This is a genomic window from Pseudoflavonifractor sp. AF19-9AC (assembly GCF_003478995.1).
Taxonomy (GTDB): Bacteria; Bacillota; Clostridia; order Oscillospirales; family Oscillospiraceae; genus Lawsonibacter.
Window position 1 is genome coordinate 181,580 of record NZ_QUGI01000005.1, and the last position, 23,304, is coordinate 204,883.

Consider the following 23,304-nt stretch of genomic DNA (forward strand, 5'->3'; position numbering starts at 1 on the left):
AGAGCGGGGGAGAAGAGCATGGAATTTCAGATCATTGACCGCTCCAGCTGGGCACGGGAGTCCTATTTCCAGCACTACCATCAGGAGGTGTCCTGCTCCTACAGCCTGACGGCCACGCTGGATGTCACGCGGCTGCGGGAGGGTGGGGTAAAGCTCTATCCGGCGCTGCTCTATCTGCTGACCGCCCAGGTCAACGAGCAGCCCCAGTTCCGCACCGCCTTCAACCGAGACGGTATTTTGGGCATTTACGACGAGATGTGCCCCAGCTATACGGTGTTTCATTCCCAGGAGGAGCGCTTTTCCAATCTGTGGACCCCCTGGGACCCGGATTATAAGACCTTTTTGGCCTCTTACCTGGCAGACCAGGCGCAGTTTGGAACCGCACCCGGATTTTCCCCCAAGCCGGGGCAGCCGGACAATGTGTTCACGGTCTCCATGGTGCCCTGGATCACCTTCGAGGGCTTTCACCTGAACCTGCCCAAGGGAAACGACTATCTCATCCCCATCTTTACCGCCGGAAAGCTGCGGCAGGAGGGGGAACGGCAGCTGTTGCCCCTGGCCATACAGGTGCACCACGCCGTGTGTGACGGCTACCATGTGGGCCGCTTTTTGGAAGGGCTCCAGGAGAAAACGGACGCCTTTCCTCTTTAAGGCGGAGAAAGAAGGAAGTTAAATTGTCTCTTGTGATCATCGCGCCCCCCGCAGACCGGTCCGGCGACGGGGAGAGGCTGGAGGGGATTCTGGCCCGGGCTCTGGCGGGGCGGGAGACAGTGACCCTGCGCCGGGCGGAGGAGCTCTCGGGCCTGGCGGGGAAAAAGCTTTTATTTGCCCTCCCTCTGGGAGAGTTTGGGATTAACCTGGCGTATGTCCGGATGCTGGAGCGGCTGCGGCGGGAGCCGGGGCTGCTGGAGGGCTGTGTGGCCGGACTGATCGTGGACGGCTCCTCCGCCCTCTACACCAAGTCCGCCGCCGCCGAGCTGACCCTGGCGGCCAACCTGGCCGGCTGTGCCTTCCTGGGCCGTCCCCTGGTGGAGGGAACGGGAGAGCTTTTAAACCTGCGCATCCAGGCCAAAAATCTGGGCTGCGGGCTGGAGGAGGCCTATGCCGCCGCCGCCCGGGAGCTGGCCCAGCGGTTGGAGGAGGAGACCTTCACCCAAAGGGAGCGGCCCAATTTGCTGGTGCTCCACGCCTCCAGCCACCACACCTCCAACACCATGGCCCTGTGGAGCCGGGTGCGGGAGCGGCTGGGGGAGGAGGCCTTCTCCTATACGGAGATCGGCCTGCGCAACGGCACCCTGTCCGACTGCTCCGGCTGCCCCTATACCATGTGCCTCCACTTCGGCGAGCGGGGGGGCTGCTTCTACGGCGGCGTCATGCAGGAGGAGGTCTACCCAGCGGTGCGGAAGGCCGATGCCCTGGTGATGCTCTGCCCCAACTACAACGATGCCCTCTCCGCGAACCTCACCGCCTTCATTAACCGCCTCACCGCCCTCTTCCGCCAGACCCGCTTTTATGACAAGGCCCTCTTCGCTCTGGTGGTGTCGGGCTACTCCGGCGGGGACATCCTGGCCCGGCAGCTCATCGCTGCCATGAATATGAACAAGTCCTTCTACCTCCCCGGCCGCTTCGCCCTCATGGAGACGGCCAACAACCCCGGCGAGGCCCTGGCCCTGTCGGGGATTGAGGAGCGGCTGGACCGCTTCGGGGAACATATCCGGCGTGTTCTCGTGGATAAAAGGGCTTGAACCGTACAAAAAAGGACCCCAGCTGCCGCTTAGGCAGCTGGGGCCCTTTTTGCTGAGCTGGGGTCAGCGGTCGGGCAGATACTCGCTGGGGTCCACCAGGATCCCGTTCAAACTCACTTCCAGATGCAGGTGGGCGGGCATGCCGCTCTCGGCGATGGCGGTGTCACCCACGGTACCGATGATGGTGCCGGTCTCCACCGTGTCACCCGACTCCACCGTGGGCTGGCCGGCCAGGTTGCAGTAGACGGCGCTCAGGCCGTTGCCGTGGTCAATGACCACTGTGGTGCCCATGAGCCCGTCGTCGTACACCTCGGAGACGGTGCCCGGGCACAGGGCCACCACCTCAACCCCAAGGGTCGAGGCGATGTCCACACCGCCGTGGGTGCGCCAGTCCCCCAGGGTGGGGTCCAGGGACAGGGTCTCCGCGCTGAAATTGCGGAGAATCTCACCCTTCACCGGCCAGGTGTACACCACGGGGCCGGAGGGCTCCTGGTCAGCCTCCTCAGGCTCTGCCTGGGACGGCTCGGCCGGGTCGCTCTCCGCCTTCTGCTCCAGGTCGGTGACCTCCTCGGTGCCGGATGCACTCTTGTCCGGGTCCTGGGTGAAGGGGCCCACAGGGTCAGGCCCGTTGGCCTCGGAGTCCGGGAGGATGACCGTGGGGTTGCCGGTGACCGGCTCTGTGACCTCCGGCCCTCCGCCCAGGCCGCGGAACAAATAGTAGCCTGAAACTCCTATGGTGGCGACGCACAGGAACAGGACGATGTAGAACCCTTTTCCCAGCACAAAGTCGCCGAATTTTTCCAGTATAGTTCGCTTTTTCAAGGGAAAACCACCTCCGTAGCCCTAGTTTGGACAAGGGGGAGGAAGGTTATACATGGGCAGAAAAAATTTTCCGCCCCTGGGGGAGGATGGACGGTTTTCTTCCTTTGTGCTATACTTTTGAAACACCATGGAGAGATGAGGAGAGACGATGGATTACCAGAAGACGACCCTGCCCAACGGAGCGCGGCTGCTGACCCGGGCGGTGCCCGGCGCCCGATCCGCCGCCCTGGGCTTTTTTGTGGGGGCGGGCTCCCGCCACGAGGGGCCGGAGGAGAACGGCGCCGCCCACTTTATTGAGCACATGCTCTTCAAGGGAACGGACGCCCGCTCCGCCGCCCGGCTGGCCCGGGACATGGACGCCCTGGGGGGCCAGTTCAACGCCTACACCACCAAGGAGCACACCTGCTTCTATGCCCGGGTGCTGGACAGGCATCTGGACCAGGGCATGGACATTTTAAGCGACATGCTCTTCCGCTCCCGCTTTGACCAGGGGGACGTGGAGCTGGAGCGGGGCGTGATTCTGGAAGAGATCGGTATGTACGAGGACACCCCCGAGGATCTGGCTGCCGAGCGGCTGTCGGCGGCGGTGTACAAGGGGAGCCCCCTGGCCCGTCCCATTCTGGGCACCCAGGCCACCCTGGCGGGGATGACGGGGGAGAGCCTTCAGCAGTGGCAGCGGGAGCACTACCGCTCCGGGGCGCTGGTGGTCTCCCTGGCGGGCAGCTTTACCCAGGAGCAGACAGACCGGCTGGCGGAGCTCCTTTCCGGCCTGGAGCCCGGCCCCCTGGCCCAGCAGGCCCCGGCCGCCTACCGTCCCGCCGTTACCTCCCGGAAAAAGGCCATTGAGCAAAACCATCTGCTGCTGGCCTTTCCCGCCCTCACCTATCTGGATCCCCGGCGGGAGCAGCTGATGCTGCTCAACTCCCTGCTGGGCGGCGGCTGTTCTTCCCGGCTCTTCCAGCAGGTGCGGGAGGAGCGGGGCCTCTGCTACACCGTCTACTCCTATGTGGCTGACCACGCGGACACCGGCCTTCTGGGCATCTACACCGCCCTGGGCAAGGAGCAGGAGGAGCTGGCCCTGGACACCCTGCGGGGTGTGGTCAGCGATCTCCGGGACCACGGCCCTACCCAGGAGGAACTGGACCGGGTGCGGGAGCAGGCCAAGGCGGGGCTCCTTATGGGGGCCGAGTCCGTTCAGACCCGCATGAGCTCCATGGGGGCCTCGGAGCTTCTCTACGGCCGGGTGCGTAGCCAGGAGGAGATTCTGGCCGCCTACGATGCCGTCACCCGGGAGCAGCTCCGGCAGCTGGCCGACGAGATCTTCCAGTGGGACCGGGCCTCCCTGTCCGCCGTGGGCCGGGTGCGCCCGGCGGCGGAGTACGGACGGTGGCTGGGCCGCTGACCGGCCCTCACCCCGCCAGCGCCGCCCACTGCATCAGGGCGATCAGCCAGACGTTCACCAGGTACAGCAAGAACACTTCCCCCAGATCCCGCCATTCCAGTTCCTGTTCCATGTCCATCCCCCCGTTTCATCTGGCCCTAGTGTACGGATGGGACAAGGTGGAATATACCGGGGAAAATCGGGACAGACTAGAGGCAAATACTGGACAAGCAGGTTCCGGAAAGGAAGGGACATACCATGGTGAAGGGGATTACCCGGCAGGTGATTTTAGTCAAGTCTCCCGACCCCAAGCTCTTTGAGGAGGCTATTTTTATTGTGAAGGAGGAGGCCCTGGCCCGGGAGGGGGTCAGCGCCGACCAGGTGCTGAAGGAGGCCCGCCAGGCGGCGGACGGCTACCTGAAGCGGGGCCGGGCCTGGAGCCGGCGGCTCAACCGGCTGCCCGGGGCGGTCTGGGGCGCCGTGGGGGCCGCGGCGGCCTCGGCGGGCTGGATGACCTGGCTGTTCCTCTTATGAGCAAGCCGAAAGGCGGGACTAGGTCCCGCCTTTTTTCTGTTTTTAAGAGAAGCTTAATAAAATCCTCAGGGAACCTTTAAAGCATTTTTGCAAACTGTATGATATTCTCTAATACAGTTCAAGGCCCGCACCGGGAGGGCGGGCCGGGTGTGAGAAAGGAAACAGCTATGGAGGAAATGTTAAAGGTTACCGACCTCGTCCGGGTGTACGGCCGGGGGAGTGCGTCCACCCGTGCGCTGGACGGAGTGTCCCTGTCCCTGGAGGCGGGGGAGTTTGTGGGAGTCATGGGGCCCTCGGGCTCCGGCAAGACCACCCTGCTCAACTGCGTGTCCACCATCGACCGGCCCACCTCGGGCTCCATCGTCATTGACGGGCGGGAGCTCACCGCACTGCGGGGAAAGGAGCTCTCCCGCTTCCGCCGGGAGCGGCTGGGCTTTATTTTTCAGGACTGCAACCTGCTGGACACCCTCACCGCCTTTGAAAATATCGCCCTGGCCCTGGCCATTGTGAAGGCCCCCGCGGGGGAGATTCCCGGCCGGGTGGAGGAGATGGCCCGGCTGCTGGGCATTGAGGACTGCTTGAACAAGTACCCCTACCAGATGTCCGGCGGCCAGCAGCAGCGGTGCGCCGCCGCCCGGGCCATGGTGACCCATCCCGCCCTGGTGCTGGCCGATGAGCCCACGGGAGCCCTGGACTCCAAGTCCGCCCGGCTGCTGCTGGAGCGGCTGGAGGTGCTCAACCGGGAGCGGGGCGCCACTATCCTCATGGTCACCCACGACGCCTTCACCGCCAGCTGCTGCGGGCGGGTGGTGTTCCTCCGGGACGGCAAGCTGTTTTTGGAGCTGCGGCGGGAGGGCCGGGACCGGAAGGCCTTCTTCCAGCAGATTATTCGGGTGGTGTCCCAACTGGGAGGAGAGATGGACGATGTTCTCTAAGCTGGCGCTGCGCAACGTGGGCCGGTCCTTTCGGGACTACGGCGTGTATCTGCTCACCCTCACCTTCGGGGTGTGCCTCTTCTATGCCTTCAACTCCCTGGAGGGCCAGGGGGCTATGGTTTATCTGGCCCAGAACCAAACCCCTGCGGCGGAGGCCATCCAGGTGCTCATCGACGTCTTTTCCGTCTTTGTGGCGGTGGTGTTGGCCTGCCTCATTGTGTACGCCAACGGGTTTCTCCTGCGGCGGCGGAAGCGGGAGCTGGGCACCTACCTGCTGCTGGGCCTGAGCCAGGGACAGGTGTCCCGGCTGCTGGTGCTGGAGACGGGGACCATTGGCCTTATCTCCCTGGCCGCCGGACTGGCCCTGGGAGTGGCCGCCTCCTGGGGATTGTCCGCCCTCACCCTGTCCATGTTCCAGATGGACCTGTCCGGCATGCTGGCCCTGCACTTCTCCCTGAAGGCGGCGGGCAAGACGGTGGTGTGTTTCGGGCTTATCTTCCTGCTGGTGATGGTCCTCAGCGGCCTGCAGGTGTCCCGGGCCAGGCTCCTTGACCTCATGCAGGGGAACCGGAAAAACGAGGTCCTCCGTCAGCGGCCCCTGAGCTGGTCGGTGGCCCAGTTTGCCGTGGGGGTGCTGTGCCTGCTGGCGGCCTACGCCCTGCTCCTCACCTTCGGTATGGCCATGGCCGTGGCCATTCTGCCCATCTGCATCCCTATGCTGGCCCTGGGCACCCTGGGGACTCTGCTCATTTTCCGCTCTCTGTCCGGCTTTGTGCTGCGTCTGGTCCAGGGACAGCCCAGGCTCTATTACAGAAACCTGAACCTCTTTACCCTGCGCCAGTGGATCAGCAAGGTGCACACCACCTATCTGTCCAATACCATCATCTGCATCCTCCTGCTGCTGGCCATGGGCATCACGGCCAGCTCCCTGGGCCTCAATCAGACTATGGAGGCCGCCACCCGCCAGCAGGCCCCATATGACATCAGTGTCCAGAACCAGTCGGCGGACAGCAAGGGGGAGATCGACTTTATGGCCTTGCTGGAGGAGGCGGGCTTTGACCCGGAGGAGAAGCTCTCTGGCCAGTGGTCGGTCACCTACTACTACAACGACCCGGCCCTCTCGGGGACCAACGAGGTCAGCGCCGTCATGGCCCTGTCCGACTACAACGCCCTCATGGCCTCCCAGGGCAGGGAGCCCATTACCCTGGAGCCCGGCGAGGCCCGGGTGCTGGAAACCTGGGGGGAGGACCTGGCCACCGGCGGCCTGGGGCTCACGGTGGCGGTGACGGAGGATGAGACCGCCCGGCAGCTGGAGGTGCGCCGCCAGGTGTGGTCGGCCAACTATGCCGGTGACCCGGAGGAGACGGAGGAGGCCCTGCTTCCCCTCCTGCGTGCCCTGGATCTGGACTACACCATCATTATGAACAGCAAGCTGCTCATTTATCAGGACCTGATGGGCAGTAAGCTGCTGGCCCTGTTTTTGGGACTCTACCTGGGCTTTACCTTCCTGCTGGCCGCGGCGGCAGTGCTGGCCCTCCAGCAGCTGAGCCAGGCCGCGGACAACACCGGGCGGTATGCCATGCTGCGCCGTCTGGGGGCGGAGGAGAAGCTGGTGGCCCGGTCTGCCACCCAGCAGGTGGCCCTGGCCTTCCTGCTGCCTCTGGCCCTGGCCCTCATTCACACCGTGGTGGGGATGAAGGCGGCCAATGACCTCATCGCCGTGGCGGGCCGGGTGGACAGCGTGGGCAGCAGCCTCATGACTGCCCTGGTGCTGCTGGCGGTGTACGGAGGCTACTTCCTGGCCACCGCCCTGGCCTGCCGCCGGATGAGCCGAAACGGATGACCTTTCCCTTTGCCGGAGCAGTCAGGAGGACAGAGTGCTGAAAAGCACCCTGTCCTCCTGCTTTGTGTCTTTTTCTCAATTCTTCACGCCATACCGTCTTCTCGTTGTTTTTTCTGCACAAGAAGAGTATAATTGAGGTAACCCGTCCGGAGAAATTTGAAAAAGGAGTAATACCGCAATGAGAAAACTGCTTGCACGCGTCCTCGCCGCTGCCATGGTGGTTGGTCTGCTGTCTGTACCCGCCTTTGCCTATGATGTGCCGGACAACACCCTGCTGGAGGCCAGCAACCCCAGCTCCGGCTCTACTACCGTCACCGACAATGCGGGGAAAAGCTACACCGTGTATCGCTATCCCGCCGTCACCGTGTTCACATCCCGAAGCGCCATGACCAACTTCGAGCGCGTCCGTAACCTGTCCACCGGGGAGTACCAGTACGGCATCAATCAGCAGTTCACCCTGCCCGAGACCGGGGCCTATGAGCTGATCGCCTTTGACGAGGGCATCTGGTCGACAGAGGCCTATGTCACTGCCGAGGGTTCCGGCTCCGTCGATCCTGAGCCGGAGGCCACTTGGTATAAGACGCCTGACAACCGCTGGATCTATTCTGATGCGGCCAGCACCGGCTCTGTCACGGTCACCGACTATGAGGGAACCAGCCAGACGGTATATCAATACCCGGTGGGTACCGCCTTCTCCATCCAGAGCGGCCAGATGACCGGCGGGGCTCACACCATTTTCCTGACGGGCCTGTATGATCTCGCAACCGGCACATCCCTGTCCCTCCATAACTGGACCCTGCCCGCCAGCGGCTGCTATAAGCTGGAGGCATACGACAGCTGGGGCGGTCCTACCACCTATGCCTATGTCACCGCCGGCGACGGCTCCAGCCAACCCGAGCCGGAGCCGGAGCGGATCTTCTCCGACGTGGCCCCCGATGCCTGGTACGCGGGCTTTGTGCAGACGGTGTATGAGAAGGGCCTCTTTGCCGGCGCCGGGGACGGCACCTTCGCCCCTGAGGCCAACATGGACTACGCGCAGTTCCTCACCGTTCTGAGCCAGTTCTCCGGCGAGACCATCACCGCCGTGCCCGGCGGCGCCTGGTACGACGGGTATGTGAACTGGGCCAAGGAGAAGAACCTCATCCCTGCTGAGATGCTGAAAAACTTCAACCCCACCGCTCCAATCACCCGTCAGGACATGGCGGCCCTGTTCGCCTCCTTCCTGGAAACCTACAACGTGCGCTATGACAAGGTGATGGAGGGAGACAGCGCCTACACCGACGCCGCCTCCATTGCCGACTATGCCGCTGAGGGCGTGAACGTCTGCTACCAGGCGGGCATCATGAGCGGCGGCAGCGACGGCTCCTTTGCCCCCAACGCTACCGCCACTCGGGCCCAGGTGGCCGTCACCATGGTGCAGATGGCCCGGATCATGGGCCGGTAAGTCTGCATTCAGACTTGACGGAACAGAACTGTAAAACAATAAAGCAGAGAGCCGGACGGGATTTCCGTCCGGCTCTCTGTTTTGAGGGTAAAATGATTGACTTCCTGATTTTGGATGCTATACTGATTTAAGGAAATCTAAAGGAAACAAAAGGGCTGGGAATGCCTTGCCGGTTCTGCCCTGCGTGTTGGTACAGAGAGGGATCCAGGGAAAAGGCCGGAGCAGATTGATGCCCCTTTGCGATTTGTCTGTCCCGTGGAGCAAAGCGGGGATCTGGGAGAGGAGTAGAAAAGCAGACACGGGGTACAAACAAGAAGAGGAAGGAAGTCGAGATATCATGAAAAAACTGTTTACCCGCGTGCTGGCCGCCGCCATGCTGGTCAGCCTGTTCAGCGCCAATGCTCTGGCCGCCGATGGTTATGGCCCTCTGACTGCTGTGGATGAGGCCGGAAACACCTATACCTTTACTTCTGCCAAGAAGGAGACGCGTCCTCTGGTCATCGAGGGCGTGGACTATGCTGACGATGGAACGGTAGTGGAGGACAACGCCAGCTTCATCGTCATGGAGCCGGGCAGCAGCGTCACGGCGTCCGGGATGGACTATCTCTTTTGGGAGCATTATAAGATCGATCCCAGCTCCGGCAACTATTACAATATGTTCGACGGCATCGTGGGCGGCACCCAGGGCAACTGCACCTACACCACCGATGACCTGTTCGGCTACAGTGACCACTGGAACGCCGAAGTGGTTATGGTGAGCTTTGTAGAGGACTGGGGCAACGAGGATAATAACTTCCAGAAGCTTACTCACTACGTGGTGCTGGGGGACAAGGCGGAGCAGCCGGAGCAGATCTTCTCCGATGTCTCCCCTGATGCATGGTACGCCGGCTTTGTGCAGACGGTCTATGAGAAGGGCCTCTTTGCCGGCGCCGGGGACGGCACCTTCGCCCCCGAGGCCAGCATGGACTACGCCCAGTTCCTCACCGTTCTGAGCCAGTTCTCCGGCGAGACCATCACCGCCGTGCCCGGCGGCGCCTGGTACGACGGGTACGTGAACTGGGCCAAGGAGAAGAACCTCATCCCTACTGAGATGCTGAAAAACTTCAACCCCACCGCTCCCATCACCCGTCAGGATATGGCGGCTCTGTTCGCCTCCTTCCTGGAGACCTACAACGTGCGCTATGACAAGGTGATGGAGGGAGACAGCGCCTACACCGACGCCGCCTCCATTGCCGGTTATGCCGCTGAGGGCGTGAACGTCTGTTACCAGGCGGGCATCATGAGCGGTGGCAGCGACGGCTCCTTCGCCCCCCAGGCTACCGCCACCCGGGCCCAGGTGGCCGTCACCATGGTGCAGATGGCCCGGATCATGGGTCGGTAAGGCTGCATCTTGGCCTGTCGGAACAGGACTGTAAAGCCGTAAAACAGAGCGCCGGACGGAACTTCCGTCCGGCGCTTTTTGTCCCAAACGGGGACTTTGGAACAGAATACAACAGGTCCCCGGGAAATATCCCCTTAAAATTGTGAAAAAAACCTCTAGGCAGGGCAGAATCCGGTGACTATAATAGTCCGGTATGCAATGAGATGGAAAACAGCCTTCCGGAGAGGAGAGAGGACTATGACCCGGGATTTGACCAAGGGCAGCCCCATGGGGCTGATCGTTCAGTTTGCGGTGCCCACCCTGCTGGGCCTGCTGTTCCAGCAGTTTTATAACCTGGTGGACACCATGATCGTGGGCAAGCTGCTGGGGGCTCAGGCCCTGGCGGCGGTGGGCTCCACCGGCTCCATCAACTTTTTTGTCATTGGCTTCTGTATGGGCGTGTGCAGCGGCTTTGCCATCCCTGTGGCCCAGCGGATGGGGGCGGGAGAGCCCTCCAAAATGCGGCGCTATGTGGCCAACGCCGCCTACCTCTCTGCCATGTTCGCCCTGGTGCTGACGGTGGCCACGGGACTGGGCTGCCGGGCCATCCTCACCCTGATGCGCACCCCGGAGGACATCTTTGCCGGGGCCTACGCCTACATCTTCGTCATCTTCATGGGCATTCCCGCCACCTTCCTCTATAACCTGCTGGCGGGTATCCTCCGCTCTCTGGGGGATAGCCGCACGCCGGTGTACTTCCTGGCCCTGTCCTCCTTTTTGAATATCTTCCTGGACTTCGCCCTCATCCTGTGGTTTGGCGCCGGGGTGGCCGGAGCCGCCCTTGCCACGGTGGTGTCCCAGGGCATTTCGGGTCTCGCCTGTCTGGCCTACATGGTCAAAAAGTACCCCATTCTCCGCATGAGCCGGGAGGAGCGGCGGCTGGACGGCCACTCCTGCAAGGTGCTGTGCGCCATGGGCATCCCCATGGGCCTGCAGTACTCCATCACCGCCATCGGCTCCATCATCCTGCAGTCTGCCGTCAACGTGCTGGGCAGCACCTATGTGGCGGCGGTGGCGGCGGGAGCCAAGCTCTATCAGCTGCTGGCCTGCCCCTTTGACGCCATGGGAGCCACCATGGCCACCTACTGCGGCCAGAACGTGGGGGCCTGCCGTCTGGATCGGCTGGGCCAGGGTATCCGGGCCTGCTCCCTGTTGGGACTGGGCTATTCTGTGATTGCCCTGGGGGCCATGACAATGTTTGCCGCCCCCTGCGCCATGCTGTTCCTCAACCCGAGCGAGCCCCAGCTGGCCCTGCTGGTGGACCTCACCGCCCGCTATGTGGTGACGGCCACCGCCTTCTTCTTCCCTCTGGCCCTGGTGAACATCGTCCGCTTCTCCATCCAGGGGATGGGGTACAGCGCCTTTGCCATTCTGGCCGGCGTGCTGGAGATGCTGGCCCGCACCGGCGTGGGCATGGGCCTGGTGCCTGTGTTCGGGTACAGCGCGGTGTGCTTTGCCTCCCCCGCTGCCTGGATTGCCGCGGACCTGTTCCTGGTTCCCGCCAGCATGGCCTGCATCCGCCGCCTGCGCCGGATTTACCCCAGCCAGCCGGAGCAGGCTGAGGTCGGCGCTCCCAGCCCCAAGCCCCTGCGGGCGGGCGCGGGACAATAAGGAAAGAAACAAGCGTGCGCTCCCTTTCCAGAGGGGGCGCACGCTTATTTTGCAGCAGATATAAAAACGGCCCGTTCATTTGGAACGGGCCGTTTGTGAACCAAATTAGTCGGTCACGTAGGGCAGCAGAGCGATCTGACGGGCGCGCTTGATGGCCTCGGTCAGCTGACGCTGATGCATGGCGCAGGTGCCGGTGGTACGGCGGGGCAGAATCTTGGCCCGCTCGGAGGTGAACCGGCGCAGCTTGGCGGCGTCCTTGTAATCAATCTGCTCGACCTTGTCCACGCAGAAGGCGCAGACCTTGCGGCGCTTGCGGCCGCGGGGAGCCTTGTTATCACGATCCATAGCCATGGAAAAAACCTCCTTCTTTACGACCAGAAACGGTCAAAGTCAAAACGGCAGCTCGCCGTCGTCATCGGAAAGCTCGGCAAACTGGTCGCCGTCCGCAGGAGCGGCGCCGTAGCCGGAGGGGGCGGAGGGAGGGACCTGGGAGAAGCTGCCGGGGTAGCCCCGGTCGGAGTAGCCGCGGTCATAGCCGCCGCCCTCGCCGTCCCGCTTGGAATCGCCAAAGTAGACGTTGTCGGCCACGACCTCAGCGCTGGTGCGCTTGTTGCCGTCCTTGTCGGTCCAGTCCCGCATCTGCAGCCGGCCCTCCACCACAGCCATGCGGCCCTTGGTGAAGTAGCGGCTGACAAACTCGGCGGTCTGGCGCCAGGCCACCACGTCGATCCAGTCGGTTGCCTTCTCGCCGGTGCTCCGGTCCTTGAAATCCCGATCCACCGCCAGGCGGAAGGAAGCCACCGGCGTCCCGGTCTGGGTGCGCCGAAGCTCGGGATCCCGGGCCAACCGGCCCATAATGATAATTCGATTGAGCATTTCAGCCCGCCTCCCTTACTGGTCCTTGCAGACGATCAGGGAACGCATCACGCCGTCGGTGATCCGGAAGATACGGTCCAGCTCGGCGGGGATAGCGGCGGCGGCGGTGAAGGTCATCAGGACGTAGTAGCCCTCCATCAGATCATCGATGGGATAGGCCAGACGGCGCTTGCCCCATTCGTCGATCTCGGTGACGGTACCATTGGCCTCCACGACGCCCTTGAACTTAGCCACCAGGGCGGCAATCTGCTCCTCGCTCAGAGCGGGATTGAGGATGTAAACCGCCTCGTAGTTCGCAGTAATCTTTGCCATATTTTGCACCTCCTTATGGACATATGGCCCCCACTTGAGGGGGCAAGGATGTGCCTGCCCACAATGACAGGCTTAATTATTATACCGGAATCGGGAGAAATGTCAAGGAAAAATTCCGAAATTTTTGAAAAAAAGGGCTCTGGCCGGGGAAATTTCCGGTCAGAGCCCGAATGCTGTCGGAAAGGAAGCCCTTACTGAGGCAGGATCAGGTCTCCCTCCTTAATCCAGCCGATCTTCCGGAAGAAGAGGCCGAAGGCCCAGCAGAGGATAGCGGGCAGCACGAAGGAGATGAGGATGAGGCCCAGCCAGTCGAAAGCGGTGGGGGCAATGGCCAGGGCGCCGTTGGCGATGGCCTTCTCACTGGGGGCGATCCAGCCTGTCCACACGCCCAGCTGGCCGCACAGGCCGCAGGTGCCCATGCCGGAGTTGATGGGGGCGCCGTTCATCTCCAGGCCGAACACACAGGTGGCCAGAGGGCCGGTGACGGAGGAGGTGAGAATGGCGGGCAGCCAGATTTTGGGGTTCTTCACGATATTGGGCATCTGGAGCATGGAGGTGCCCAGACCCTGGCTCACCAAGCCGCCCCAGCCGTTTTCCCGGAAGGACAGCACGGCAAAGCCCACCATGTTGGCGCAGCAGCCGGCCACCGCCGCGCCTCCCGCCAGGCCGGTGAGGCCCAGCACCGAGCAGATGGCCGCCGAGGAGATGGGCAGGGTGAGGGCGATGCCCACCAGCACAGACACCAGAATGCCCATCCAGAAGGGCTGGAGAAGGGTAGTCTGCATGATGAGCTGTCCGAAGGCGTCGGCCGCGGCGCCAATGGGGGGAGCAATGACCCAGGCGGCGCCTACACCAATTAAAATGGTGACAATGGGGGTGACCAGGATGTCGATCTTGGTCTCCTTACTCACCGCCTTGCCGAATTCGGCGGCAATGATGGCCACAAACAGCACCGCCAGAGGGCCGCCCGCCCCACCCAGGGCGTTGGAGGCAAAGCCCACGGTGACCAGGGAAAAGAGGACCATGGGGGGCGCCTGGAGGGCGTAGCCGATGGCCACCGCCATGGCCGGGCCGCTCATGGCCGAGGCCAGGCCGCCCACAGTGTAGGTGATCTGCTTGTCCCCGCTGCCCAGGGTAGCCACCACCTGGGTGAGGAAGTCAATGTGGAACTGGGTGCCGATGGTGTTGATGATGGTGCCGATGAGCAGGGAGCAGAAGAGGCCCTGAGCCATGGCCCCCAGGGCGTCAATGCCGTAGCGCTTGGCGGAGAAGACGATGTTCTTCCGCCGCAGAAATTCCTTCATAAAACGAAAACCTCTCTCCAAACAACAAAACAAAAAATGTGGTTTACAGGTGTCAAGACACATGTAAACCACATTGTACTGGAAATGGAAAATTTGTCAAGTCCCGGAGTCAAATTTTCAGTCGTCATCCTTGTAGGGGTCCAGCAGCACATGGACCAGGCCGCACAGGATGCCGCCCACAGCAAACAGCCACCAGGCGGTGCGCCACAGGTCCAGAGCCAGCCCCAGCCCCACATAGATGGCGGTGGCGGTGATCATAATGGCGGAGCAGATGGTGCCGATGAGCTTGTTCCGCTCCCGTACCTGGGGGGTGGGGTTGTTGTCCCGGTTGTACTTCCACACCTGGTATTTCTCCTGGTCCATCCCGCCGTAGAGGAGGGCGGAGACCGACAGAGCCAGCAGGATGAAAAAGATGCCGCCGGCAGTCAGCTCATAGGGCTCCCGTTCGGGGAACACCGTAAAGAAGAGGAGCAGAAAGATGACTCCAACCAGAATCCCACCGATGCCCCCGCACATGAGCCAGATGAACCGCCGGTGGGCGGCGTCCCTGGCCTCCTGGGTGTAGCAGTCGGGGACGGAGGGATGCTTTTTGCGGAAATCCTCCTCCAGCAGGCCGCTGGCCACCAGCACCACCACACAGACGGCGATGACCGCCAGCAGCAGGGCCACGGAGAGGGTCTCCGCCAGCCCGGCGGCCATGGTGAGCAGCATGAGGGCCACCCCCAGCAGGATTCCGCCCACCCCCAGAGACACCCGCAGGCCGTGGGCCGTGAAAAAGGCGTCATAGCCGTGGGTGTCCGCCTGGAGACTGGCCCGGGCGTCTCCCCGCAGCAGCAGGTCCAGGCTCACCTCATAGAGCTCACACAGCCGCAGCAGGGTGTCCATCTCCGGGAAAGCGGCGCCGCTCTCCCACTTGCTCACGCTCTGGCGGGAGACGTTCAGCTCCTCGGCCAGCTGCTCCTGGGTGAGCCCCCGGCGGGCACGGAGAAATTGCAGATTGTCGGAAAAGGCCATAGCCAGCACCTCCAAAGGGGGATTCAGGATGGCCCCATCTTACCCCGGCAGGACCGGCTGCGCCACCGATTCCCGGTTGCGTTTGAAGAACGGACCGTAAACTTTGGGTTGCACGGGGCAAATTTGGAGAAAAAGAGGGGGAAATGCCCCTCAGGGGTTCTTCTTCCGCTCCCGCCACAGCAGCAGGGTGAGCACCGCGCCGGCGATCATGACCAGGATGCCCAGGACCATAATCACCGTGGGAATGGTGAGAAAGACGGAGGCGGTGCGGGAGAAGGGGTCATCGGCAAAGAGGGCCTCCACGAGCCCCGAGTTTGTTCCGGACAGCCCCATAGACTGGGAGACGGGGGACATCATGGCGGAGAAGGCGTACCGGGCAATGCCGCCTACCAGGGTCATGCCAGCCCCCTGGAGGAACAGGTAGACACCCGCCAGCCAGCCCCAGCGGCGCACCATCCGGCCCAAAAAGGGGATGGCCTGATATTTGGGGTCGGGGGCGCGGGAGGGAGAGGACGAGGGGGCGGAGGATGGGCGAGAGGATTGGGGAGCCTCAGGGGAGAGCAGCTGATCGGTGGTAATCTGGAAGGCGCGGGCCAGCAAAACCACTTTGCTCAGCTCGGGGGTGGACTCCCCGGTCTCCCACTTGCTCACCGCCTGGCGGGAGACCCCCACCCGGGCGGCCAGTTCCTCCTGGGAGAGACCGGCGGACTTGCGGTAATAGAGAATCTTTTCACTCAGCGTCATAATGATTGCCTCCATTTCATTCCGGTCGGAGTACATCGATCCGTCCGGGATTTCGGATAGGGCGGGCGCCGGTGGAAAACAGGGTTCCATAGGCTTGCCCCTCTGGTTCCACCATACCAAAGGAGCGGTTGCGAAACCACCAGGCGGGGCTGGAATCTTCGCAACCAGTGGTTGCGAAGGGTATTTTTCCCTAATCTTCCAGCAAAAAGCCCAGTTTGGACAGGGATTGGCACACCCGGTCATAGGCCGCCTGGTCAGGGCAGGAGAGGGTGTGGAGGTGAATCCCCTCCGTGAGCTGGGAGAGGGGGAGGGCCTCCGCCTGCCGGCAGCGGGCGATGAACTGGCCCACATCGTAGCGGGAGACAAGCTGCAGCGGGCCGGTGAGCTGGCCGTAGATGGGGTGCTCCACAATGACGTCCAGTACGGTGCAGCCCTGGTCCACCATGGCGTTGAGCTCATCCTCCATGCCCGCTCCGTCGTGGCGTACCGCCACCCGTCGTACCAGACCGGAGGGGGAGCGCTGGACCAGATAGCCCCGGGGGGTGGCGGCAATGTCCATGCCGCCCGCCCGCAGAAGGGCGATGTCACCCACAATGATCTGTCGGCTGACAGAACATTTCCGGGCCAGCGCGGCGGCGCTGACCGGTCCCTTGGCGCTGCTGAGAAACCGGGCAATTTCCGCCCGGCGCTGGGTGCCGTCCATGGACGGTTCCTCCTTTCAAAAGACAGGAAATCCCTGCCTGCTTACGATGCCCCAAGTGTAGCATAAACATTTCTGTCGGGCAAGGTTGACTTTAGCGCTTCTATCCAATACAATAAAAGGTAGAAAATGACCAGAGGGCGGGGACAAAAAACCTGACCTTTTGGAGAATGTGTTGAGAAGAGAGATGAGAGTATCTATGAAGCACCTCAGAAATATGTGCCTGGTTGGGCTGGTGACCGCCGTGGCGCTGCTGTCCGCCTGCGGCGTGAGCCGGGCGGACGCCTCTACCTATGTGCAGGGAGAGCTGGACGCAGTCTACCGCGGCGTCTGCAACGACGACTACCTGAAATTAGTGGAAGACATGACCAAAGCGGACGCCGAGGAGAAGTACAAGTCCAATGTGACTGCCGAGGCGGAATATCTGCTTTACTATTTCCTGGGGGTAGAGTACCCCGACGATGCGGTCACCGCCAAGGCGGAGAGCCTGGTGAAGGAGATCTACTCCCACGCGCAGTACACCGTGGGGGAGGCGGACAAGCTGCAAAGCGGCGACTTTGTGGTGGAGGTCACCCTGTCGCCCATCGAGATCATGCCCCTGCTGTCCGAGGAGAGCTACTCGGAAAACTGGCAGGCGGCCTGTGCGGAGAAGGGAATTACCACCCAGGAGGAGCTCACCAATGTGAGCGAGGAGGAATACGCCGCCATTGACGCCGTCTATGCCATGGCCATGCTGGAGGAAGTGGAGGCGCTGCTGCCTCAGCTGAGCTACGGGGCGGACCAGGAGATCATGCTCCAGCTGGAGCTGGGGGATGACAACTACTACTCCCTGGTGGAGGAGGACTGGCAGTACCTGGACGGAGTCATGATCGACTATTACGGCGATTACGCGGAATAAAAACGGCCAAAGGGCCCGCAAGCCTGACAGAAGCAGGCGGCGGGCCCTTCTTTTTCGGGGATTTTGCGGGGAAAACTTGACTTTCCCCCGGGGGTTTTCTAAAATAAGGAGTACGAGTTTTCCAATCCCATTTTGAAATAAAGGACTGAGACGATATGGCACAGAACCCCAACAAGAAGCAGGTGGAGCAGATCACCGATATGGAGGTGGACTTCGCCCAGTGGTACACCGACGTGTGCAAGAAGGCGGAGCTCATCGACTACTCCTCCATCAAGGGGATGTTTATTTACCGCCCCTACGGCTACGCCATCTGGGAGAACATCCAGGCGGAGCTGGACAAGCGGTTCAAGGAGACCGGACACGAGAATGTGTATCTGCCCATGCTGATTCCTGAGTCCCTCCTGCAGAAGGAGAAGGACCACGTAGAGGGTTTCGCCCCCGAGTGCGCCTGGGTCACCCACGGCGGCAGCGAGAAGCTGGAGGAGCGCTACTGCATCCGTCCCACCAGCGAGACCCTGTTCTGCGAGCATTATAAGAACATCATCCACTCCCACCGGGACCTGCCCAAGCTGTATAACCAGTGGTGCTCCGTGCTCCGCTGGGAGAAGACCAGCCGTCCCTTCCTCCGCCACCGTGAGTTCCTGTGGCAGGAGGGCCACACCATGCACGCCACCGAGGAAGAGGCCCGGGAAGAGACCATGCGCATGCTGAACATCTACGCCGACTTTATGGAGAACGTGCTGGCCATGCCTGTGGTCCGGGGCCGCAAGACCGACAAGGAGAAGTTCAACGGAGCCGAGGAGACCTACACTGTGGAGTGCATGATGCACGACCGCAAGGCCCTTCAGGCGGGCACCAGCCACTACTTCGGCGACGGCTTTGCCCGGGCCTTTGACATCACCTTCACCGGCAAGGACAACCAGCTCCACCACCCCCACCAGACCTCCTGGGGCGTGTCCACCCGTATGATCGGCGGCATCATCATGACCCACGGCGACAACAACGGTCTGGTGCTGCCTCCCCGCATCGCCCCCATCCAGGCCATGGTCATCCCCGTGGCCCAGCACAAGGAGGGCGTGCTGGACGCCGCTGCCGACCTGCTGAATCGCCTGAAGGCCGCCGGTATCCGGGCCCAGATGGACGACTCCGACCAGTCCATGGGCTGGAAGGCCGCCCAGTATGAGATGAAGGGCGTGCCCCTGCGCGTGGAGATCGGCCCCAAGGATATGGAGAAGGGCCAGTGCTGCATCTGCCGCCGGGATTCCGGAGAGAAGGTCTTTGTTCCCCTTACCGAGCTGGAGAGCACCGTCAAGGAGCTGCTGGACGCCGTCCACGAGGGGCTCTATCAGCGGGCCAAGAAGAACCTGGAGGACCACACCAAGGTGTGCATGACCATGGACGAGGTCAAGGAGTTCATGGAGACCGAGGGCGGCTTCGCCAAGACCATGTGGTGCGGCGAGCTGGAGTGCGAGATGAAGATGAAGGAAGTGGCCGGGGTCTCCTCCCGGTGCATGCCCTTCGCCCAGGAGAAGGTGTCCGACGTGTGCGTATGCTGCGGCAAGCCCGCCAAGCACAGCATTCTGTGGGGCGTGGCCTACTAATTGGCAAGAAAAACAAGAAGCTGCCCGGTCCTTTGGGACCGGGCAGCTTTTTGCATTGTGTAGAAGGTCAGTCCGGATAGAGATTTCGCAGGTAGGCCTCCGCGCCGTAGCGGAGACAGCGCTGCAGCCGCCGCTCCCCCCGCTTGATGGTGCGGGAGACGGTGGACTTGTCCACCCCCAGCTTTTCCCCGATCTCCCGCATGTTGAGTCCCTGAGCGTAGTACATCAGCAGGGCCTGGCGCTGGTGGGGGGTGACGTCCTCCTGAAGGCAGCGGATGAGATTTCGCTTTAAGCGGCTTATTTCCTTGCTGTTGTCGGCGGACATCTGCAGGGAGTACATAGCCATGTCCGCGGCATACACCTTACCCCGCCTATATCGTGTATTTGGCATTGCGCCGATACCCCCTGTCGTAGTAGCGCTCGGTCAGAACCGCCAGCTCCCGGGCCTCCCGGAGCATGGTGGACAGCATGTGGATGCGCTCCTCCAGCTGGCAGCGCTGATCCGCGTTGCGGGTGTGCTCCAGCCGGTACTGCAGCTGGCAGATGCGCAGGTCCAGCGCATGGGCGTGGGAGCGGTACTCGGCGGATAGTTCCAGCAGTGTCATGATAATCCCTCTCTCTCGTGGTAATTCAGACGGGCGCGGCAGGCGGCGCAGATGCGCCGGCCCCGCCAGGAGCTGCCCGGATCCGTGGGGTATTGCTCCGCCCCGCACAGGGGACAAAACCAGAGGGGAGCCTCCAGCTGGCTGTCCCGCAGGGGTGGGCGGAGCCTGGGTTGGGATAGATGCGTGATGGATGCCTCCTTCCTGTTTGGATGGTCCGGGGAACGATGGCCCCGCCAGGCAGCCCGGACAACCTGGCGGGGCAAGAAAAATTTAAAAAAACGATTGACAAGCGGGGAACCCTCTGCTATAATATCCCTTGCTGTTGGGCAGAACGCGCCAATTACGGCTGATAAGCTGGTGTAGCTCAGTCGGTAGAGCAGCTGATTTGTAATCAGCAGGTCGGGGGTTCGAATCCGTCCACCAGCTCCACAATTTCATATGGAGGAGTTCCCGAGTGGCCAAAGGGGGCAGACTGTAAATCTGTTGCGTTTCGCTTCGGTGGTTCGAATCCACCCTCCTCCACCAGAAAAACGGTGACCCCGTCAGGGGTTGCCGTTTTTCTTATCTGAGGGCGGATGAGACGGCGGCTCTTGGCAACGTGCCGGTGGCACGTTGCAACCGCCGGGCTTTTCCGCAGAAAAGCGAATCCACCCTCCTCCACCAGCTCGTCGCAAGCGTCATATCGCTTGCGACGAGTTTTTTTATTAAAAAACTCATCGCTCGCTCATTTTGCTGCTCCTCGCTTCCAAATCACAACCGCTGCGCTGGGTTGTGATTTGGTGTGCCGCCCTCCGGGCGGCGGGAACGCCTCGCAAACGTCATATCGTTTGCGGCGACTTTTTTTAAAAGTCACCGCGCACTCATTCTGTTGCGGCTCCTTTCCAAACCGGACCCGCTGCGCTGGGCTCCGGTTTGGTGGCCACCCTTCGGGCGGGGAAGTATTCTGCAAGCGTCATATCGCTTGCGACGAGTTTTTTTATTAAAAAACTCATCGCTCGCTCATTTTGCTGCTCCTCGCTTCCAAATCACAACCGCTGCGCTGGGTTGTGATTTGGTGTGCCGCCCTCCGGGCGGCGGGAACGCCTCGCAAACGTCATATCGTTTGCGGCGACTTTTTTAAAAGTAACCGCGCACTCATTCTGTTGCGGCTCCTTTCCAAACCGGACCCGCTGCGCTGGGTTCCGGTTTGGTGGCCGCCCTTCGGGCGGGGAAGTATTCTGCAAGCGTCATATCGCTTGCGACGAGGTTTTTTTATTAAAAAACTCATCGCTCGCTCATTTTGTTGCTCCTCGCGTCCAAATCACAACCGCTGCGCTGGGTTGTGATTTGGTGTGCCGCCCTCCGGGCGGCGGAATGAGGCAAATCCAATTGCCGATATAGAACGGATGTTCTATATGAACATAGAATACTCCTTTTGAAGTCTTCTGTCAACCATGGGAGAGGAAGCTTTTTCCGGAGAGGGACCGGGAAAAGGGACTTTCCGGGAAAAGAAAAATCCCCGCGGACTTTCGTCCGCGGGGATCATTTGCGCTGGAAAGTTTGGGGCTTAGAAATACTTCTTGATGCCCTCAGAGGCCAAGGTCACGTCATCACTGATGGTGATGGTGAACTTGATGTTGTGCTTCTCACCGAAGTTGTTCAGCCAATCCAGGAAGTTCTCGGTGTCGTTGTCGCACTCGCGGCCAACGATCTTGGTCAGGCTGTCGATGAAGATGTGGGTAATGTCATAGTTGCCGGCATACAGGCCGCTGACAAAGCCCTTAAGGGCGGTATAATCGGCAATATCATACTGGCTGGACTCCACCAGACGGATCTGATAGTGGATATCAAAAGTGAGCTTGTTGCCCTTTTCGATACAGACCACATTGCCGTGCTCGGTCTGGACGGCGTTGTTGATCATTTCGATCATCTGCTTGGTCTTACCGGAGCCCTTTTTGCCCATGATAACGCGAATCATGTGAATCACTCCTTAACTTGAGGTAGGGAAGCGGGTCCCTTGCTTGTATTACACTTTACCATATCGGCAAGGGATTTTCAACTGAAACATTGTGAATTTTTTGCGCCCTTACAGCCGCGCCTCCAGCTCCGCCTGCTTCTCCTCATAGCCGGGCTTGCCCAGCAGAGCGAACATATTGCTCTTGTAGGCCTCCACGCCGGGCTGGTTGAAGGGGTTGACGCCCAGCAGATAGCCGGACAGGCCGCAGACATACTCAAAGAAGTAAATGAGATAGCCCACGGTGGTCTCGCTGATGGGGGGCATCTGGATAAGAACGTTGGGCACGCCGCCATCCACGTGGGCCAGAATCACGCCGCGCATGGCCTTCTCGGCCACAAAGGCCAGAGGCTTGCCGGACAGGAAGTTGAGGCCGTCGATGTTCTCGGGGTCGTCGGGGATGAGGAACTCACCCTTGGGCTGGAAGTTGACCACGGTCTCGCACATGATGCGCTCGCCCTCCTGGATATACTGACCCATGGAGTGCAGGTCGGCGGTGTACTCCAGGCTGGCGGGGAGCAGGCCCTTATGCTCCTTGCCCTCGCTCTCGCCGTAGAGCTGCTTCCACCACTCGGCGAAGAAGCGGAAGGCGGGCTCATAGCCGGCCAGCATCTCTACCTTCTTGCCGGCGCAGTAGAGGCCGTGACGGGTGGCGGCATACTGCCAGGCGGGGTTGTCCAGGCCGCCCACAGACAGCTCCTCCATGGCCTGACGGGCGCCGCCCATGAGAGCGGTAATGTCGATGCCGGCGCAGGCAATGGGCAGCAGGCCCACGGCGGTGAGAACGGAGTAGCGGCCGCCGATGGCGTCGGGCACCACAAACTCTTCGTAGCCCTCGGCGTCGGACAGGCCCTTCAGAGCACCGCGCGCCTTGTCGGTGGTGGAGTAGATGCGCTCACGGGCGCCCTCCTTGCCGTACTTCTTCTCCAGCAGGCCCTTGAACACCCGGAAGCCCACGGCGGACTCGGTGGTGGTGCCAGACTTGGAGATGACGTTGACGGAGAAGTCCCGGTCGCCGATGAGGGAGATGATCTCCAGCAGGGCGTCGGTGGACAGACCGTTGCCGGTGAAGAAGATGTCGGGGGTATCCTTCTTCTTCAGGTTGTAGTAGGGGGAGCGCAGCAGATCGATGACGGCGCGGGCGCCCAGGTAGGAGCCGCCGATGCCGATGACCACCAGCACCTGAGACTGCTTGCGGATCTTCTCCGCAGCGGCCTGAATGCGGGCAAACTCCTCCTTGTCATAGTCCCGGGGGAGATAGACCCAGCCGGTGAAGTCACCGCCGGGGCCGTCGTGGTTGGCCAGCATGGAGGCGGCCTTCTCCAGAGCGGGCTGGCGGCTGGTCAGATAGTCCTGGGGCAGGAACGAGGCTGCCTGAGAGACGTCCAGGGATAACATATACACATTCCTCCTGTATCATTTGGTGGAATAAAACTTGCGCTGAGTGTATTATAACACAGATACCGTGTCATTTCATTTGAGATTTTCACAAAATACCGGAAAAAGAGGAGGAGAATTTTCC

23 protein-coding genes and 2 tRNA genes are annotated in these 23,304 nt (G+C 61.7%); 13 read left to right on the forward strand and 12 right to left on the reverse strand.

The features are described from left to right. Positions 1-18 precede the first annotated feature (18 nt). Together DWX58_RS10085 and DWX58_RS10090 are read left to right on the forward strand one after the other, a co-directional pair. Positions 19-651: a CatA-like O-acetyltransferase gene (locus DWX58_RS10085; protein WP_118643527.1), complete on the forward strand. Its 633-nt coding sequence runs from the start codon at positions 19-21 to the stop codon at positions 649-651. 32 nt (positions 652-683) lie between these two features. Beyond that, on the forward strand, positions 684-1,745 hold the full coding sequence (locus DWX58_RS10090; RefSeq protein ID WP_243093414.1) for an NAD(P)H-dependent oxidoreductase: 1,062 nt from the start codon (positions 684-686) through the stop codon (positions 1,743-1,745). Positions 1,746-1,808: 63 nt separating this feature from the next. On the opposite strand, the gene DWX58_RS10095 is transcribed toward DWX58_RS10090, so the two are convergent. Then, positions 1,809-2,567: a M23 family metallopeptidase gene (locus tag DWX58_RS10095; protein WP_243093416.1), complete on the reverse strand. Its 759-nt coding sequence runs from the start codon at positions 2,565-2,567 to the stop codon at positions 1,809-1,811. Between the two features lie 148 nt (positions 2,568-2,715). Here DWX58_RS10095 and DWX58_RS10100 point away from each other — a divergent pair, with 148 nt between their 5' ends. The 7 genes from DWX58_RS10100 to DWX58_RS10130 all read left to right on the forward strand — a co-directional run bounded on the left by DWX58_RS10100 (position 2,716) and on the right by DWX58_RS10130 (position 11,735). After that, a complete protein-coding gene (locus tag DWX58_RS10100) occupies positions 2,716-3,969 on the forward strand; it encodes a pitrilysin family protein (protein WP_118643529.1) in 1,254 nt (417 codons plus the stop codon). A gap of 237 nt (positions 3,970-4,206) precedes the next feature. Next, on the forward strand, positions 4,207-4,482 hold the full coding sequence (locus tag DWX58_RS10105) for a translation initiation factor 2 (RefSeq protein ID WP_118643531.1): 276 nt from the start codon (positions 4,207-4,209) through the stop codon (positions 4,480-4,482). A gap of 167 nt (positions 4,483-4,649) precedes the next feature. Beyond that, a complete protein-coding gene (locus DWX58_RS10110; protein WP_118643533.1) occupies positions 4,650-5,417 on the forward strand; it encodes an ABC transporter ATP-binding protein in 768 nt (255 codons plus the stop codon). Further along, on the forward strand, positions 5,407-7,260 hold the full coding sequence (locus DWX58_RS10115) for an FtsX-like permease family protein (RefSeq protein ID WP_118643535.1): 1,854 nt from the start codon (positions 5,407-5,409) through the stop codon (positions 7,258-7,260). The genes DWX58_RS10110 and DWX58_RS10115 overlap by 11 nt, the downstream gene beginning before the upstream one ends. Before the next feature lie 178 nt (positions 7,261-7,438). After that, positions 7,439-8,704 (forward strand): S-layer homology domain-containing protein, encoded by a 1,266-nt coding sequence (locus tag DWX58_RS10120; protein WP_118643537.1) that lies wholly within the window; start codon positions 7,439-7,441, stop codon positions 8,702-8,704. A 337-nt stretch (positions 8,705-9,041) separates the two neighbouring features. Beyond that, on the forward strand, positions 9,042-10,085 hold the full coding sequence (locus tag DWX58_RS10125) for an S-layer homology domain-containing protein (RefSeq protein WP_158579255.1): 1,044 nt from the start codon (positions 9,042-9,044) through the stop codon (positions 10,083-10,085). Positions 10,086-10,322: 237 nt separating this feature from the next. Next, positions 10,323-11,735: an MATE family efflux transporter gene (locus tag DWX58_RS10130; protein WP_118643541.1), complete on the forward strand. Its 1,413-nt coding sequence runs from the start codon at positions 10,323-10,325 to the stop codon at positions 11,733-11,735. A 105-nt stretch (positions 11,736-11,840) separates the two neighbouring features. Here DWX58_RS10130 and rpsR read toward each other — a convergent pair whose 3' ends face one another. The 7 genes from rpsR to DWX58_RS10165 form a co-directional block, all read right to left on the reverse strand. Beyond that, positions 11,841-12,086 carry a 30S ribosomal protein S18 gene (gene rpsR / locus DWX58_RS10135; RefSeq protein ID WP_118643543.1) on the reverse strand — a complete coding sequence of 82 codons (246 nt, stop codon included), beginning with the start codon at positions 12,084-12,086 and terminating at the stop codon, positions 11,841-11,843. Positions 12,087-12,125: 39 nt separating this feature from the next. Next, complete coding sequence (locus DWX58_RS10140) at positions 12,126-12,611, reverse strand: single-stranded DNA-binding protein (RefSeq protein WP_118643545.1); 486 nt, start codon at positions 12,609-12,611, stop codon at positions 12,126-12,128. Between the two features lie 15 nt (positions 12,612-12,626). Then, on the reverse strand, positions 12,627-12,923 hold the full coding sequence (gene rpsF / locus DWX58_RS10145; protein ID WP_118643547.1) for a 30S ribosomal protein S6: 297 nt from the start codon (positions 12,921-12,923) through the stop codon (positions 12,627-12,629). 191 nt (positions 12,924-13,114) lie between these two features. Continuing rightward, a complete protein-coding gene (locus DWX58_RS10150) occupies positions 13,115-14,227 on the reverse strand; it encodes a PTS sugar transporter subunit IIC (RefSeq protein WP_118643549.1) in 1,113 nt (370 codons plus the stop codon). A gap of 117 nt (positions 14,228-14,344) precedes the next feature. Next, positions 14,345-15,241 (reverse strand): helix-turn-helix transcriptional regulator, encoded by an 897-nt coding sequence (locus DWX58_RS10155; protein WP_118643551.1) that lies wholly within the window; start codon positions 15,239-15,241, stop codon positions 14,345-14,347. Positions 15,242-15,391: 150 nt separating this feature from the next. After that, entirely contained in the window at positions 15,392-15,985 is a 594-nt protein-coding gene (locus tag DWX58_RS10160) for a helix-turn-helix transcriptional regulator (protein WP_158579256.1), read from the reverse strand. 190 nt (positions 15,986-16,175) lie between these two features. Continuing rightward, positions 16,176-16,688, reverse strand: a complete 513-nt coding sequence (locus DWX58_RS10165) for a transcription repressor NadR (protein ID WP_118643555.1) — start codon at positions 16,686-16,688, stop codon at positions 16,176-16,178. A 196-nt stretch (positions 16,689-16,884) separates the two neighbouring features. Between DWX58_RS10165 and DWX58_RS10170 the strand changes: the two genes are divergently transcribed. Together DWX58_RS10170 and proS are read left to right on the forward strand one after the other, a co-directional pair. Further along, the gene (locus DWX58_RS10170) at positions 16,885-17,583 is read left to right on the forward strand and encodes a hypothetical protein (protein ID WP_118643557.1); all 699 of its coding nucleotides are present in this window, start codon (positions 16,885-16,887) and stop codon (positions 17,581-17,583) included. A gap of 155 nt (positions 17,584-17,738) precedes the next feature. Continuing rightward, complete coding sequence (proS, locus tag DWX58_RS10175) at positions 17,739-19,184, forward strand: proline--tRNA ligase (protein WP_118643559.1); 1,446 nt, start codon at positions 17,739-17,741, stop codon at positions 19,182-19,184. Positions 19,185-19,251: 67 nt separating this feature from the next. Here proS and DWX58_RS10180 read toward each other — a convergent pair whose 3' ends face one another. Next, positions 19,252-19,575, reverse strand: a complete 324-nt coding sequence (locus DWX58_RS10180; RefSeq protein ID WP_118643561.1) for a sigma-70 family RNA polymerase sigma factor — start codon at positions 19,573-19,575, stop codon at positions 19,252-19,254. Continuing rightward, on the reverse strand, positions 19,556-19,789 hold the full coding sequence (locus DWX58_RS10185) for a hypothetical protein (protein WP_118643563.1): 234 nt from the start codon (positions 19,787-19,789) through the stop codon (positions 19,556-19,558). The genes DWX58_RS10180 and DWX58_RS10185 overlap by 20 nt, the downstream gene beginning before the upstream one ends. Before the next feature lie 353 nt (positions 19,790-20,142). Between DWX58_RS10185 and DWX58_RS10190 the strand changes: the two genes are divergently transcribed. After that, positions 20,143-20,218: transfer RNA gene (locus DWX58_RS10190), tRNA-Thr, on the forward strand. 11 nt (positions 20,219-20,229) lie between these two features. Continuing rightward, a tRNA-Tyr gene (locus tag DWX58_RS10195) sits at positions 20,230-20,314 on the forward strand. A gap of 1,021 nt (positions 20,315-21,335) precedes the next feature. Here the strand turns inward: DWX58_RS10195 and DWX58_RS10200 are convergent. After that, on the reverse strand, positions 21,336-21,746 hold the full coding sequence (locus DWX58_RS10200; protein WP_118643565.1) for a hypothetical protein: 411 nt from the start codon (positions 21,744-21,746) through the stop codon (positions 21,336-21,338). Between the two features lie 108 nt (positions 21,747-21,854). Then, positions 21,855-23,180, reverse strand: coding sequence for a glucose-6-phosphate isomerase (locus DWX58_RS10205; protein WP_118643567.1), 1,326 nt, complete (start codon positions 23,178-23,180; stop codon positions 21,855-21,857). Positions 23,181-23,304: the final 124 nt, after the last annotated feature.